Consider the following 15,400-nt stretch of genomic DNA (forward strand, 5'->3'; position numbering starts at 1 on the left):
ATGAAGCTCAATCGCAGGCAATTCGTTGCAGGCACGTCGGCACTAATCGCAGTGCCGACTATTGGGAGGTCGGCTACCGCCCCCCGAATAATCGAGGCGCGTTCAGGATTGGCGCGTGTTGCCCCCAACAACTATCCGGAAACCGAGATATGGGGATATGATGGCGGTGTTCCAGGCCCTGAAATTCGTGCCCGGCAAGGCGAAACGGTTCGCCGGACACTCCTGAACTCGCTACCTCAGCCTACAGCAATCCATTGGCACGGATTGCGGGTTCCGAACAATATGGACGGGGTGCCGGGCCTTACGCAGGAGGCTGTACCAACCGGCGGCAAATTTCAGTATGACTTGCCTCTGAAGGACGCGGGGACCTTCTGGTATCACTCTCACAACCAGTCAACGGAACAAGTGGCCAGGGGCCTTTACGGCGCGTTCATCGTCGACGAAACGGACCCGCCAGACACGGACCATGACATCACGATCCTTCTGGATGATTGGCGGTTGGGTAAGGACGCTCAAATAGTAGATGATTTTGGTGCAATGCATGATTGGACCCATGCAGGTCGCATGGGAAACTACGTTCACGCGCGCATATCGCCAATGACCGAAGTTTTGACGAACCAGCGATTGCGAATTCGAATGGTCAACGTGGCAACTGATCGGATCATGTATGTGTCAGTAGGTGGCGCAAACGGGAAACTGGTCGCTTATGATGGCATGCCTGTAAGGCAGCCAGAAGATTTCGAAACACTTGTTTTCGGACCTGCGCAGCGAGCAGATTTGATTGTCGACGTCACAGCGGAATCGAACGAAGCCGTTCAAATAACTCTTCACGAACGCGATGAATCATTTGTTATCGCTGAGATCCCGGTTTCGGGAAGCGGTACATCTGCCAGCCGCGGTGAGATCGAAGCTCTGCCACCCAACCCTGTTTCTTTTCTTGAAGATGTTTCTGACGCCTTAAAGGTTCCATTGGTGATGGAAGGCGGGGCGATGGGCGGACTGCGTCAAGGTACTTACAACGGCCAAGTCATGAGCGCTAATGAGTTGGTTCAGGAAGGACAGATCTGGACATTCAACGGAGTCGCAGGGTTACCCGAAGACCCGCTCGCTTCTGTTTCGCGTGGCGACATAGTCCGTATTCAGATGCAGAACGACACCGTCTTTGCGCACGCCATGCATTTGCACGGGACGCACTTTCAGGAAGTTCTGCCGAACGGGAGCCTGGGACCTCTGCGAGACACAATACTGGTTGACCGGATGGAAACGCGGGAGATTGCGTTCGTTGCGGATAACCCGGGGGACTGGCTGTTTCATTGCCACATGCTTTCGCATCAGGCCGCTGGAATGAAGACCTGGCTGAGCGTGGCGTCATGAACAAGAGCGCGGCGAAATGGGTGTCACTAGCTGCTGTGGTGATCATTGTCGCGGTCGCTGGCTGGGGCCTGAGCGGGCGCGCACAAAACGGTGCATCAGCGGATTCGGCACGTGGTGCAGTTTTGTACGCCGAAAACTGCGCGTCATGCCACGGGGCAGATTTGGAGGGTCAACCAGATTGGCAGACACCTGATCCAGATGGCGTCTTGCGAGCTCCCCCGCATGACCGAACAGGGCACACCTGGCATCACGGCGACAAGCTGTTGTTCGATTATACAAAGCTTGGCGGGTACCAAACACTAAAACAGATGGGCGTCGCTGATGTCAAAAGCGGTATGCCAGGTTTCGAGGACACTCTTTCGGATCAGGAAATCTGGGACATCCTTGCCTTCATCAAGGAGAGTTGGCCGGATCGGGAACGCAAGCTGCAAGAGCAGCGCACCGAGGCAGAACAAACGGAAGGAAACTGACGTGAAACGATTTTTTGCAGGCTTAATTGCCATCACTATGTCGATTGGTGCTGCTATGGCGAGTGCTGACGAATTGTCTGACTCCGATGTAAAACGGCTGGCTCTGGAAGCCATTATGGAAAACCCCGAAATCATCATGCAGGCGATTCAATTGCTTCAACAGCGCGAAGATCAGGCAAAAGCCGAAGCCATTGGAAACGTCTTGGAAAATCAGCGTGAATTGCTGGAACAGGATCCGAATGCGCCTGTCATCGGAAACCCGGAAGGTGATGTAACCGTAGTCGAGTTTTTTGACTATAACTGCCCATATTGCAAACGCGCGGCCCCGGTCGTGAAAAACGTAATCGCAGGCGATTCCGATGTCCGAGTTGTTTACCGAGAATGGCCCATACTCGGAGAAGGTTCCGACTTCGCGGCACGCGCCGCGCTTGCCTCACGTAATCAGGGAAAATATGAAGAATTCCATTGGGCGCTTATGGCTCTGAACGGTCGTGCCACTGAGGCCAGTGTCCTGAAAGTTGTTCGGGAACTTGGCCTGGACGAGGATCAATTGCGCGTAGACATGGAGGCGCCGGAAGTCGACGCGCATATTCAGGTGTCCATGGAATTGGCCCGGCAGCTTGGCTTCAGTGGCACCCCTTCGTTTGTGATTGGAGATGCGCTTGCCCCGGGTCTGATCGCCGAAGATGAAATGACCCGGCTAATCGAGGCAGTCAGAGACGCAAGATAGAACTAAGGGACGACAGCATGTGCGCCCCTAAGCTTCTGTTGCGAACGTGGCTTCGTATCCCTCGGACTCTGAGCTGCAAGGATATGATCAAGTTGATTAGCGCTTAAGACACGTACCCTGCGGTTTTTCATGTCAAAGTCCAACTGTGCGGAGGAACTTACTGTGTCAATGGCTTTGTCTATAGCTGACTTGCGGTGCCCGCAGCTCATATCCGGGATACTTAGCGTCGTCATGAATGATGAGAAAGAAAGTCAGCCTCATCCCTTGACCTTCCACTTGCTGGAACCCTTATGTTGCCCGTCAGCAGAACATACGTGGTGACAATATGACTGAAAATTCACATGCGCGGTTCCAGGTTCAGGGTATGAGCTGTGCTTCCTGCGTTGGGCGCGTCGAGCGCGCATTGAAAGATGTGCCAGGGGTAGATGCCGCTTCGGTTAATCTCGCCAGTGAAAGCGTTCAGGTCGATTTCCGCGATCCAGCCGATAAAGCGGCCATTGCTGATGCGTTAAACCGCGCCGGATATCCGGCGCGGACCGCAGAGGTCACGCTGGATATTCAGAACATGTCCTGCGCATCCTGTGTAGGGCGCGTTGAACGAGCCCTGGAAGCCGATGGCGGCGTCTTGTCCGCGTCGGTCAATCTGGCCACTGAAAGTGCAACTGTGCGTTTTGCTGAGGGGGTCACAACACCCGAAGCCATAGCGGCGCATGCGGCGTCTGCTGGCTATCCGGCGAGCCTGCGATCCGCAACGCAGACCGAACCACACGACCGCAAAGCGGCAGAGATCAGCCATTTGGCGCGGCGAACAAGCTTCGCCGCCTTGCTCGCATTGCCGGTATTCATTCTCGAAATGGGCTCGCATGTTATTCCGGGCATGCACCACCTGATAGCGAGCACCATAGGCATCCAGAACAGCTATTACCTGCAATTCCTTCTGACCACGATCGTTCTTTTTGGGCCAGGCTTGCAGTTTTACACCAAGGGATTCCCTTCCTTGGTCAAAGGCGCGCCGGACATGAACTCTCTGGTGGCCCTGGGCACTTCGGCGGCATATGGGTTCTCACTGATCTCGACCTTCGCGCCGCATATTCTTCCTGCCGGAACCGCAAATGTCTACTACGAGGCCGCAGCGGTAATCGTGGTTCTTATATTGCTTGGGCGGTTCCTCGAGGCGCGCGCCAAGGGCCGAACTGGTGAAGCGATCCGAAAACTGGTCGGTCTGCAGGCAAAAACAGCACGAGTTGAGCGCGACGGATCGGTTGTCGAGCTACCGATTGAGCAGATCGTTGTAGGGGATATTGTGCACGTTCGACCGGGCGAAAAAATCGCGGTGGATGGTGCCGTAATGACCGGCGCGTCATATGTCGATGAAAGCATGATCACCGGAGAGCCGGTTCCCGTCGAAAAAACCGAGGGCGCAACTGTGGTCGGGGGGACCGTAAATGGCGCGGGTGCATTGACGTACCGTGCTGAAAAGATCGGCGCAGACACTATGTTGGCCCAGATCATTCAGATGGTCGAACAAGCACAGGGTGCCAAGCTTCCGATTCAAGGCCTGGTCGACCGCATCACGCTGTGGTTTGTGCCGGTAGTGATCGCAGTGGCCGTTGTAACAGTGCTGGTATGGATGTTGTTCGGACCCGATCCCGCGCTTAGCCTGGCGTTGGTGGCCGGGGTTGCGGTACTGATCATTGCTTGCCCCTGCGCCATGGGGTTGGCAACACCTACTTCCATCATGGTCGGCACTGGCCGCGCTGCCGAGATGGGCGTCCTGTTCCGAAAGGGCGATGCCTTGCAAATGCTGCAGGAAACCACCGTTGTTGCGGTGGACAAGACGGGCACCCTGACCGAAGGGCGTCCGGAGCTGACCGACCTGATTGTGGCCGAAGGAATGACCGAAGACGAGGTTCTGCACCTTGTTGCTGCCGTTGAGGTCACTTCCGAACATCCAATCGCCACAGCCATCGTGCGCGCGGCAGAAACCCGTGGTCTGGAGCTTTCCAAGCCAGAAGACTTCACGTCGATCACCGGTTACGGGGTAAGCGCCTCAGTCGAAGGCCATAAAATCCTGATCGGGGCCGACCGCCTGATGAGTCGCGAAGGGGTAGAAATGGGCGCGTTGTCTGATCGGGGCGCTGAACTCGCAATCAACGGAAAGACTCCACTTTATGCTGCCGTAGACGGGGCTATCGCGGCCGTAATCGCTGTGGCGGACCCAATCAAAACCACCACGCCGGACGCAATCGAAGCTCTGCACGGGCTGGGCCTGAAAGTAGCGATGATCACCGGTGACAATGCCGCTGCTGCCAAATCCATTGCAGCGCAGCTTGGCATCGATCATGTCGTGGCTGAAGTTCTGCCCGAGGGTAAAGTATCCGCGTTACAGGATTTGCGTTCAAATGGCGGAAAACTGGCCTTTGTGGGTGATGGCATCAATGATGCGCCTGCTTTGGCGGCAGCTGACGTAGGAATTGCGATCGGGACAGGCACTGACATTGCCATCGAAGCGGCTGACGTCGTTCTGATGTCAGGCGACCTGACGGGCGTGGTCAATGCCTTCGATATTAGTCAGCGCACCATGCGTAACATCCGCCAAAACCTGTTCTGGGCGTTCGGCTACAACACACTGCTCATACCGGTTGCGGCAGGGGTGCTTTATCCGTTTGGCGGCCCGCTGCTGTCGCCGGTTTTGGCCGCAGGTGCCATGGCGCTGTCCAGCGTATTTGTCCTGACCAATGCGCTGCGGTTGCGCTGGGTAAAGCCGATCAAAGTTGGGCGAGAACAGATCTCGCAGAACACCGAGCAAACGCTGCGTTCAGTGCATGCTGGATAGTATAGGAGAACCGCTGTGAATATCGGAGATGTAGCAGAACGTTCGGGTCTGCCTGCCAAAACCATCCGCTATTACGAGGATATCGGGTTCATCAAACCCAAGCGGAGCCTAAATGGGTATCGCCATTTCGACGAAAAGGAACTGCACAAGCTGGCTTTCATCGGGCGGGCCCGCTCATTGGGCTTTACCATTGAGGATTGTCGTTCACTACTGGCGTTGTACGAGGACAAAGAACGTGCCAGCGCGGACGTGAAAGAAATTGCAAAACAGAATCTGAAAGAGATCGACGATAAGATTTCCGATCTGAAGGCGATGCATGAAACACTGTCTCATCTGATCGAAGAATGCGCTGGCGACCACCGCCCAGACTGTCCAATTCTAAAAAACTTGGGCCAAGCGTAGTTGACCTTGTTGTTTGATCTGCCTCCAAGTTTGGCAATCTTTTTCTTCAGACGTTGCAATCCGCTCTTCTCTAGTGCGTGCCGCGCTATCAATTGTAGTTTTGTTGGCTTCGGGTCAGCACGTTGCCACGATCACACTACGTCCGCAGTACGGTGAATGAGTTGATCCCTGTTTTAAGAGAAACGCTTTTAGTGTGCGTCTGTCTTACTGTGACAATCATCGGCTCTGTTGCTTTTGCAAACAACGACTTTGAGATCGCAGACAGCCACAAACTGTATGGCGTTTCGATCGCGTCAAAAGCATCTGAATTCAAACACAACAATCGCCGTTCGCATTCTACCACCGATCAAGATTGCGCGGACGACTGCGTGAGTTGTGGCGGGGCATGCCACACTGGAACCTGTTGCGTTGGTGAAAACCCGACCCAATTAGGACTTGCGGTTTTGGTGGAAGCTTATGGCCAGAGAAACCCTAACATGGACACGGATAACCAGAATTCTCAAGCGCCTCTGACGCCCAATCTTCCTCCACAAATATCCTAGCATCCAAAGTCCCGAAAGTGCGGGTTTTCAAATTGTTTCTGTTCGAGCATGCACTGCGGTCGTCAGGAGATTATTATGCGTGGAAGAGAGGCTAAACTATCAGTATTTGCCTTGGCGCTCATCTTATCCAAGCGGTTGCGACATGCGTGCGCTATGCACCGAAAGCGAACAGAAACAGGGCTGGTCATGATCGCGTGCTTGACACAAATCATAGCACTTGCCTGCGATTTCGATCACAAGACCGAATATCACAGCGCAGGCGTAAACACGGAAAGGAAATGACATGACCACCACGATACTTGACCGACGCCTTTTCCTGGCTGGCCTCAGCGCCTCCGGTATCGCCCTGGCTTCACCTACATTTGCAACGACCAAACCGCTGGTGAAGGTTCTCAAGGACCCCGCATGCGGGTGTTGTGGCGCGTGGATTGATATTATGCAACGCGAAGGATTCGAGATGGAAGTGCAGAATGCCTCCTGGGAGACTTTGTCTGAATACAAAGCTAACAAGGGTATTCCAGAAGAGATGGCGTCCTGTCACACGGGCTTGCTCGAGGGCTATGTCATAGAAGGTCATGTGCCCCCGGCGGACATCCGGCGTTTGTTGGCCGAACGCCCTGATGCGGTCGGGCTGACAGTGCCAGGTATGCCCTATGGCTCACCTGGTATGGGGCCGGAGAGTGAGCGGGAAGCCTATTCGGTTTTCCTGATCGGTAAGGATGGCACCACTGAAGTTTTCAACCATTACAAGGCAGCGTGATCGCCAATTTTTTTTGCAACAACCGCAAACGGAATTGTCATGCGTTTAAGGTGAATTTCGGTAGCAGCGATTGAAAAGCGAGTTCAAGGTCGGCTAGTCCGATACGGGGCTGGTCCGATGCTCCGAAGGAGTATGGCCCACCCAAGACGCTCTACAACTGCTAAAAACGTTAGAGCGACAACGGCGTGTTTGCACGGATCATGGAAAGGCTGGCTTCGGACCATTCCGATCACAGGGCGATCATGATAAAAGTGAGCAGGCGAACGCCATGCGTTCAATTGAGCCTGCGCAAGTATCTGAAGGCACATCGCATGGCTTTAAGCCTACGGTTGAAAAAAGGGGCGCTGGTGCCTGATTGGGCGTGCCAACGGCGGAATGAGCGCCAAGTTGCATGCCGTCAGCGATGCTTCTGGCCACCCAATCCGGTCTTTCATAACTGTCGATCAGATCAGTGACTACACGGGTGCCAGGGCACTTCTAAGCAGCCTACCAGCCGCCGATTGGATGATTGCTGATCGGGGTTACGATTCTGACTAGTTCCGAAAGGTTATGAAATACAAAGGGACACGCCTATGCATGCCCGGCAGAGAGTCACGCGAGAAGCCTGTCCGAAAAGACAAACACAGGTTCAAGCGCCGAAACCGCATCGAGGTCATGTTCGGTCGCTTGAAGGAATCGAGCCGAGTAGAATCCTGCTACGAAAGATGGCCGAAAGAGTTCCCATCAGCCATCGCACTCGCAGCGATTTTCAGGCTCCGAAATTCAATGAGCCTAGAGTCTAGCGCAGTGCGCCAGACGGTCACCAACATTCGACGATAAGTATCAATATGAGGCTGTTCTTTAGCAACATTTTCGTGATTGCTGCATTTCGGTCTCTTTTCCGCCCATTTTTTCGTTGATACACAAGCACAGTTACTTGTGGGATGAGTAAAAGTGCGGGCGGACAGATGAGAACCGGTTATAACGGTCGAATAGCAATATTTTGGACACAGACGGAAGTTGACGGGCTTGAGGCGGCGCCTTTGGCCCACATGCGCGTTGGTAGCTCTTGGTCTTGGAGGGGGCGAGGGGTCCAACTCGCCGCAAGTGCAGACCAAGTTGCGCTGCACGCAGGCTCCACCGGTCTTGGATCTATATTGGCGGCCAGAGCCAGTTTCGCCAACCCCGGCGAGATCAACGAAAGTGCCAAGATCGAGTTGTCAAACGGGGCTCAGACTTTCGTTGCCGAGCTGGTGCGTGAGGTGAACGAAGCGTCTCTGGTGCTTGTGTTTGAGGATGGATACCCTGAGCCTGATCAAGATTTCTGGGTCAGTTCGGCAGCTTCGCATATTGAACCTGTTGAGATTGACAGCGGTTATGACGACAAGGTTGTCGTGTTCCCGGCCGCTCGTGTAAATGCAAGTTCAGTACCGGTAAGTCTATCAAATACTGCCGGTTGGGCTGCAGAATAACGCATACTTCTCAGAAAGATTCCAACTCTAAGCAGAAATCCTACCCTTTGCTTGCTGTGGCGTGTTGACTCTGGCCGAAGCAGGGATATAAGCGCGGCTTCATTGGTGTTGGTGGCCCCCGCGAGGGGATGCCTGTCATGAGGGAAACCTCAAGAGGACAACGCCCTTCATAGTGGCCCATCGGGGCCTCGATCTAAAGAAGGAGATCAGCCGTGACCAAACGCACGTCTGCCAAGTACAAAATCGACCGCCGGATGGGCGAAAACATCTGGGGTCGTCCGAAATCCCCGGTTAACCGTCGTGAATACGGCCCCGGCCAGCACGGCCAGCGCCGCAAGGGCAAACTGTCTGATTTCGGTCTGCAGCTGCGTGCCAAGCAGAAGCTCAAAGGCTACTACGGCGACCTGACCGAGAAGCAGTTCCGCCGCATCTATGCAGAAGCTGAGCGTGTCAAAGGCGACACCGGTGAAAACCTGATCGGTCTGCTGGAGCGCCGTCTGGACGCCGTTGTTTACCGCGCCAAGTTTGTTCCGACCGTGTTCGCCGCACGTCAGTTCGTGAACCACGGCCACGTTAAAGTGAACGGCAAGCGGGTCAACATCCCGTCCTACCGCGTCAAAGAAGGCGACGTTATCGAAGTGCGTGACAAGTCCAAGCAGTTGGCCGTTGTCCTGGAAGCTGTCGGCTTGGCCGAGCGTGATGTGCCTGACTACATCGACGCCGACCACTCGAAAATGACCGCGACCTTCGTGCGTGCACCGGGCCTGAGCGATGTGCCTTACCCGGTTATGATGGAACCGAACCTGGTCGTCGAATTCTACGCGAAGAACTAATCTTCGCCGACCTGTTGAGTTTAAGGGCCGCGCTTTCAGCGCGGTCTTTTTTTGTTTTGATGGGGCTCTGCCCCAGTCGCTGCGCGACTCCCCCGAGATATATTTGGCCAGATGAAGAGGCGGATCAGATAGGAAGCGGGCGACTTTCGGCAATGGCCTCCATTGCGAAATAGGAGGTGACGCTGTCCAGTTCGATCTTATCGATGAGGCGTTGATAGACTTTGTCGTAAGAGGCCATATCTTCTGTAACGACCTTGAGTTGATAGTCATAGTCGCCGCCAATGCGATGGAAATCGACCACTTCAGGAATGGTCAGGACATGACTGCGAAAGGCCTGCAACCATTGGGCAGAGTGGTGGCGCGTGCGTAGCATGACGAAAACCACCAGATTCAGCCCAAGCTTTTCGCGCGCGATGCGCGCCGTAGAACCTTGCAGGACACCAGTGTCGTTCAAGGCCTTTATTCTTCGCCAGCAGGCATTTTGGGACAGGCCGACCCTATCTGCCAATTCTCGCTGGGAAAGTGTTGCGTCTTTTTGCAGTTCCTTCAGAAGGCGCGTGTCAATTTGATCTAATTTTTTCTCCATATAAACTCATATGACACAAAACTCGGACATATAAAGCATAAAATTGTGAGGTTTCCACAGGATGGATCAATCATATTGGAGTTAGCAATATGGAGCCTGTGTAATGACCTTGTCCAACTTTCGCGCAGAAATTCAATCTGCTGCTCACGGAAATACTCTGCGTGATGGGCTGATCGGTGAGGGGGTACTCATCCCGGGTCTGCATGGGGACGTGCCGCTTGTGTATGCGGACTACGTTGCCTCGGGTCGCGCGTTGCGACAGGTCGAAAATTTCGTGGCTGAGCATGTGTTGCCGTTCTATGCCAACAGCCACACCGAAGCCTCCTATTGCGGTTCCTATATAACCCGTTTGCGCCGCGAGGCGCGGGCCGAGATCGCCTGCATAGTTGGCGCCAAGGAAGAGGACGCGGTGATCTTTACCGGGTCTGGCGCTACAGCGGGTCTTAACCGGCTGGTTAGTCTGCTGGGAGTGCAAGAGGCTAATCAGCCGGTCGTTTTGATTGGTCCGTATGAGCATCATTCGAACATTCTGCCGTGGCGTGAAAGCAAGGCGCGGGTGATCGAGATTCCAGAAGCCGTTGATGGCGGTCCCGATATGCAGGTGCTAAAGGCGGCACTGGTAGAGCACGCAGATTCCGATCTTGTGATTGGGTCATTCTCAGCGGCGTCAAACGTCACCGGCATCATCACCGACCCTGATCCAGTGACGCGGATGCTGAAAGAGCATGGTGCGCTTGCGGTATGGGACTATGCGGGTGGTGGACCTTATTTGCCAATGGACATGGGGCCGGAAGATGCGCGGAAGGACGCGATCGTTGTCTCTCCGCATAAGTTTCCGGGTGGGCCGGGGGCGTCGGGTGTTCTGGTCGTTAACCAATGCGCTGTGAAGCGGACGTGTCCGAGTTGGCCCGGCGGTGGGACTGTCAGCTTTGTCTCGCCTTGGCGGCACGACTACAGCGCCGATCTCGCGACACGGGAAGAGGCGGGTACACCAAATGTGATCGGAGACATTCGTGCGGCCTTGGCCTTCATCGTGAAAGATGCGGTTGGAGCGGATGAGATCGCGCAGCGTGAAGCGCAGTGTAACCACATGGCGTTGGATGGGTGGTCCGAAAACCCACATCTGACATTGCTAGGTGCCGAGAATGCACACCGCCTGCCGATATTCTCGTTCCTCGTGTGTGATCGGAATGGGCAGCCGGTGCATCAGCAGCTGTTTACCCGGATGCTCAGCGATATCTACGGCATCCAGGCACGTGGCGGCTGTGCCTGTGCCGGACCCTATGCGCATCGTTTGCTGGGCATTGATCGGGCAACGTCGGAAGAATTGCATGCGGCCCTGTCGGAGGGTGAGGAAATGAAGAAACCGGGTTGGGTGCGGTTGAATTTCTCTTACCTCATGAGCGAAGAGACCGTTCAGTTCATTATCGACAGCGTTAACGAGCTGTCGCGCCGGACCGAGGAGTTCGTCCCATTCTACAATGCCGATCCGGCGACGGCGCGCTTCAAAGCGGCGTAAGATAATTGCCGCTTTTCTCAACCCGTTGAGAAAGGTATGAGGGGCCAAGCTAGTGGAGCCCCTCATGAACCAGATCACACCTCAACCCGGCATAATGGACATCGCGCTGTATCAGGGCGGACAGTCGCATGTTGACGGTGTTGCGGATGTCATCAAGCTGAGTTCCAACGAAAACCCATTTGGGCCAAGTCCCAAGGCGATCGAAGCGGTGCGCGAAAGTGCCGTTTCGCTGCATCGTTATCCCAGCACCGATCATTCCAGCCTGCGCGCCGCAATTTCTGAACGGCACGGACTGGATGCCAATCGGGTCATCTGCGGTGTCGGCAGTGATGAAGTGTTGCAGTTCGTAGCGCAGGCCTATGCTGGTCCGGGTGATGAGGTGATATATACCGAGCATGGATTCTCCATGTATCCGATCATCGCGCGAATGGCTGGCGCGACCCCGGTCATGGTGCCCGAGAGAGATCGCCGTGTAGACGTAGATAGCATCCTTGCTGCGGTCACTGGGCAGACACGGATTGTCTTTGTGACCAATCCGGGAAATCCTACTTCAACCATGATCTCTGACGCCGAATTGCAGAGGTTGGCGGATGCATTGCCAGCCGATTGCCTGATGGTGCTGGATGGTGCGTATGCCGAATTTGTCGATGGTTTCGATGGAGGCGCAGGGCTGGTGGACCGGTTTAGCAATGTCATCATGACCCGGACTTTTTCGAAAGTGTACGGTCTAGGTGGGATGCGCGTTGGCTGGGGCTATGCGGCGAAAGAGATTATTGATGTGCTGAACCGCGTTCGTCAGCCGTTCAACCTGTCGCTGACGGCTCTTGCGGCGGCCGAGGCCGCCGTGCGGGATGAGGAATATCTGCGGTTCTGCCTATCTGAAAATTCACGCCTCCGGATTTGGTTGTCTGATGAACTGGCGAAGGTCGGCGTTTCATCCGATGTGTCATGCACGAATTTCATCCTCGCCCGCTTTGCTGACAGGGCCGAGGCGGAAGCCTGCGATGACTATTTGAAAACGCAGGGTTTGATCGTGCGGCGGGTCGCGGGCTACAACCTGCCAAACGCGCTGCGGATCACCGTAGGCGACGAAATCGCCTGCGGTCGCGTGGTTGCAGCGATTACTGCGTTCAAAGGGGGCGCTGTATGAGCCAGATTTACGACCGTGTTGCGCTGATCGGGTTGGGCCTGATTGCATCGTCCATGTTCTGGGCGATCAAACGGGCTGGGCTTGCGGGCGAAGTGACGGGCTATGCGCGATCCGAGGCAACCCGCGAGACGGCGCGCCAGATCGGCCTTTGTGACCGGGTTTGCGAGACCGCGGAAGAGGCGGTCGAGGGTGCTGATCTGGTGGTTCTGTGTGTTCCGGTTGGCGCAATGGGACCGGTAGCGCAGCAGATTGCGCCGGTTCTGAAATCCGGTGCCACCGTTTCAGACGTGGGGTCGGTAAAGCGTCACGTGATTGACGCCGTCTCACCACACATACCTGATGGCGTTCATTTCATTCCGGCGCACCCACTGGCCGGGACCGAGCATTCCGGGCCTGAATCGGGTTTCGCCGAACTGTTCGACAACCGTTGGTGCCTGTTGGTGCCGGTCGAAGATTCCGATCCGGATGCGATCGCTCGCCTGCGGACTTTGTGGGAGGGTCTGGGATCGAATGTCGATGAAATGGATGCCGCGCATCATGATTTGGTGCTGGCGGTCACCTCGCACGCACCTCACCTGATTGCCTATACGATGGTGGGTGTTGCGGATGATCTCCGGCGGGTTACAGACACCGAAGTCATCAAGTATTCGGCAGCTGGTTTCCGCGATTTCACCCGCATCGCGGCTTCGGACCCGACGATGTGGCGTGATGTGTTTCTGACCAACAAAGACGCAACGCTGGAGATTCTGGGCCGGTTTACGGAAGAGCTCTTTGCGCTACAGCGGGCCATCCGAACAGGTGACGGAGAGCAATTGTTCGACTACTTTACGCGCACACGGGCGATCCGCCGCGGCATCATTGATGCGGGCCAGGATACGGATGCGCCAGATTTCGGGCGGGGAAAAACATCGACATGAGAAAGATCGGCTGCAGCCATTTGATTTTCTGCGTTGCTTTGGCGGCAACGACTGCAAATGCGGCGGCGCCTGAAACATCTATTGTGCCGTTGACGCGCCCGGAAACCACCCAAGCGATGGTGGCAATCGTCACCCCCAACATCCGGCCGGTGCTACGGCCCGCTTCGCCGCAGGTAACGGCCGCTGCAGCCCTTCCCGCTGAATTACCATTGCTCGGGCCCGAGAATTCGATCCGCCCGTTTGTGCGCCCGGAAGAATTGGAACAACGCGTCTTTCTTAAGAAACGCAAGCTGCGTAAGGGTTCAGTCTGTGGCGATATCGATATTCAGGGTAAGCCGGTTGGACGTGTGAAGGGCAAGATCAAAGCCTGCGGGATTAAGGATGCAGTGCAAATCACCTCAGTATCGGGGGTCGGGCTGAGCCGCCCAGCGACGATGGATTGCGGCACTGCACAGGCGCTGAACAATTGGGTCGACAAAACTGTAAAGCCCACGTTCAAACGCCGAGGTCCGGTGGTCGAGCTACAGGTCGCCGCGCATTACGCCTGTAGAACACGTAACAACCGTAAAGGGGCGCGGATCTCTGAGCATGGTAAAGGGCGCGCCATCGACATTTCGGGCTTCAAGATGGCCGATGGTGAGGTGGTGACGGTTTTAAATGGCTGGCGCAAAAATCCGTCCAAGAAGCAACTGACCAAGGTTTGGCGCGGCGCGTGTGGGCCATTTGGCACGGTTCTCGGACCAAACTCTGATCGCTACCATCGGGATCATTTCCACCTAGACACCGCGCGCTACCGCAGCGGCACCTATTGCCGTTAACGCAGCACCAGTCTCGGGGCAGGACCAAGGGGCAACGGACCTAAGGCGACGAACCCATCTCTGAAATTCAGCTGTAAATCCAGCGCATTTGGGTTGCCACCCAGTCCAGCCATGAAGCCCAATGCGCGGGTCACAGGATCGACTGCCTGATCCGGCAGCGCACCTGCGGCGTTTGCCATCGCGATCATGTCGCGCCAGTTTTCGGCTTTCATCGCAATTTCACCCGTTGGAATGCCCTGTTCGTCAACTTCCAGTTCGCCGGTGGCGAACAGACGCAGCTCACCCCATTTCATTTCTGCCAAACGCAGATCAATCGCAACGGGTTGGGGGCGACGCTGCTCAAGTGCGGTGCGGTCCCAGGGTTTGTCGAAAGTGACAAACATATCCATTTCCAGCGTTTCGAACGATTGCGGCAGGGTCGATGCTGAACGCATCAGGCGTCTCAGATCATCGCCGGGGGTAAATCCGTCGATCTTCGCAGTAATCCCATAGCTTTCGGGCGCTCCAGATTGCTCCATCACAAGGCTCAGCGACTGGCCTCCGGCTTGCGGATCACCTTCGGTTGTCAGCAGCCAGCGCTTTGAGGTCAGCGCCATTTTCTCGAGCACCAGCGCGACACCGGGTTGGAGCTGCAATTCGGCTTGTAGCGCTTCGGCCTGAACGGTCGTGGTCTGGTCGAAATAGGAAAGGCGCTGCGGCGTACTGGCAAAGCGCAGCATCTGGCGGCCGGGCCAGATTGCTGGGCTTTGGAACTCGACCCAGTCCGCACTCCACGCCGTTCCGTTGACCGGATCGGCCAAAGCGGGATTATTCAGGCGTGTGATGTGCTGAAATGGATATCCTGCCGTCGACACGTCCGAGAATTCGGCCTGCCAGCCCAGTTCTTGCTGTCGGTCAAACCAACCGGTCAGGGCGTTTCGCAGACCATAACCGGCGACAAACCAGTAGGCGCTCCACGCGAGGGCGATAAATACGAAAACGCGTATCAGACGGCGCATGATGAATGGCCCTT

The 15,400-nt window shown here is 55.7% G+C and carries 15 protein-coding genes and 1 pseudogene; 14 read left to right on the plus strand and 2 right to left on the minus strand.

Translation table 11 applies throughout. The features are described from left to right. The 10 genes and pseudogenes from ACR0L9_RS02440 (at position 1) to rpsD (ending at position 9,398) form a co-directional block, all read left to right on the plus strand. On the plus strand, positions 1-1,374 hold the full coding sequence (locus tag ACR0L9_RS02440) for a multicopper oxidase family protein (RefSeq protein WP_480894616.1): 1,374 nt from the start codon (positions 1-3) through the stop codon (positions 1,372-1,374). After that, entirely contained in the window at positions 1,371-1,844 is a 474-nt protein-coding gene (locus ACR0L9_RS02445; RefSeq protein ID WP_170392473.1) for a c-type cytochrome, read from the plus strand. The genes ACR0L9_RS02440 and ACR0L9_RS02445 overlap by 4 nt, the downstream gene beginning before the upstream one ends. A 1-nt stretch (position 1,845) precedes the next feature. Then, positions 1,846-2,574, plus strand: a complete 729-nt coding sequence (locus tag ACR0L9_RS02450) for a DsbA family protein (RefSeq protein WP_480894618.1) — start codon at positions 1,846-1,848, stop codon at positions 2,572-2,574. A gap of 325 nt (positions 2,575-2,899) precedes the next feature. Further along, entirely contained in the window at positions 2,900-5,410 is a 2,511-nt protein-coding gene (locus ACR0L9_RS02455) for a heavy metal translocating P-type ATPase (RefSeq protein ID WP_480894620.1), read from the plus strand. A gap of 15 nt (positions 5,411-5,425) precedes the next feature. Next, entirely contained in the window at positions 5,426-5,812 is a 387-nt protein-coding gene (cueR, locus tag ACR0L9_RS02460; protein WP_170392471.1) for a Cu(I)-responsive transcriptional regulator, read from the plus strand. A 152-nt stretch (positions 5,813-5,964) separates the two neighbouring features. Beyond that, positions 5,965-6,354, plus strand: a complete 390-nt coding sequence (locus tag ACR0L9_RS02465; RefSeq protein WP_480894622.1) for a hypothetical protein — start codon at positions 5,965-5,967, stop codon at positions 6,352-6,354. Positions 6,355-6,637: 283 nt separating this feature from the next. Next, positions 6,638-7,114, plus strand: a complete 477-nt coding sequence (locus ACR0L9_RS02470) for a DUF411 domain-containing protein (RefSeq protein WP_480894624.1) — start codon at positions 6,638-6,640, stop codon at positions 7,112-7,114. Between the two features lie 110 nt (positions 7,115-7,224). Continuing rightward, a pseudogene (locus tag ACR0L9_RS02475) lies at positions 7,225-7,933 on the plus strand (IS5 family transposase); the annotation flags it as partial. 317 nt (positions 7,934-8,250) lie between these two features. Further along, complete coding sequence (locus ACR0L9_RS02480) at positions 8,251-8,565, plus strand: hypothetical protein (RefSeq protein ID WP_480894626.1); 315 nt, start codon at positions 8,251-8,253, stop codon at positions 8,563-8,565. 212 nt (positions 8,566-8,777) lie between these two features. Continuing rightward, the gene (rpsD, locus tag ACR0L9_RS02485; protein ID WP_170392466.1) at positions 8,778-9,398 is read left to right on the plus strand and encodes a 30S ribosomal protein S4; all 621 of its coding nucleotides are present in this window, start codon (positions 8,778-8,780) and stop codon (positions 9,396-9,398) included. Positions 9,399-9,522: 124 nt separating this feature from the next. On the opposite strand, the gene ACR0L9_RS02490 is transcribed toward rpsD, so the two are convergent. Next, positions 9,523-9,984 (minus strand): Lrp/AsnC family transcriptional regulator, encoded by a 462-nt coding sequence (locus ACR0L9_RS02490; RefSeq protein WP_170401903.1) that lies wholly within the window; start codon positions 9,982-9,984, stop codon positions 9,523-9,525. 103 nt (positions 9,985-10,087) lie between these two features. Between ACR0L9_RS02490 and ACR0L9_RS02495 the strand changes: the two genes are divergently transcribed. The 4 genes from ACR0L9_RS02495 to ACR0L9_RS02510 all read left to right on the plus strand — a co-directional run bounded on the left by ACR0L9_RS02495 (position 10,088) and on the right by ACR0L9_RS02510 (position 14,388). Further along, on the plus strand, positions 10,088-11,503 hold the full coding sequence (locus ACR0L9_RS02495) for an aminotransferase class V-fold PLP-dependent enzyme (RefSeq protein WP_480894628.1): 1,416 nt from the start codon (positions 10,088-10,090) through the stop codon (positions 11,501-11,503). A gap of 64 nt (positions 11,504-11,567) precedes the next feature. Beyond that, the gene (gene hisC / locus ACR0L9_RS02500; RefSeq protein WP_480894630.1) at positions 11,568-12,653 is read left to right on the plus strand and encodes a histidinol-phosphate transaminase; all 1,086 of its coding nucleotides are present in this window, start codon (positions 11,568-11,570) and stop codon (positions 12,651-12,653) included. Beyond that, on the plus strand, positions 12,650-13,570 hold the full coding sequence (locus ACR0L9_RS02505; protein WP_170609504.1) for a prephenate/arogenate dehydrogenase family protein: 921 nt from the start codon (positions 12,650-12,652) through the stop codon (positions 13,568-13,570). The genes hisC and ACR0L9_RS02505 overlap by 4 nt, the downstream gene beginning before the upstream one ends. Then, on the plus strand, positions 13,567-14,388 hold the full coding sequence (locus ACR0L9_RS02510; protein WP_480894632.1) for an extensin-like domain-containing protein: 822 nt from the start codon (positions 13,567-13,569) through the stop codon (positions 14,386-14,388). The genes ACR0L9_RS02505 and ACR0L9_RS02510 overlap by 4 nt, the downstream gene beginning before the upstream one ends. Here the strand turns inward: ACR0L9_RS02510 and ACR0L9_RS02515 are convergent. Continuing rightward, positions 14,385-15,386: a DUF2125 domain-containing protein gene (locus ACR0L9_RS02515; protein ID WP_170392459.1), complete on the minus strand. Its 1,002-nt coding sequence runs from the start codon at positions 15,384-15,386 to the stop codon at positions 14,385-14,387. The genes ACR0L9_RS02510 and ACR0L9_RS02515 overlap by 4 nt on opposite strands. Positions 15,387-15,400: the final 14 nt, after the last annotated feature.

The sequence above is a fragment of the Ruegeria sp. I3 genome, from assembly GCF_056532525.1.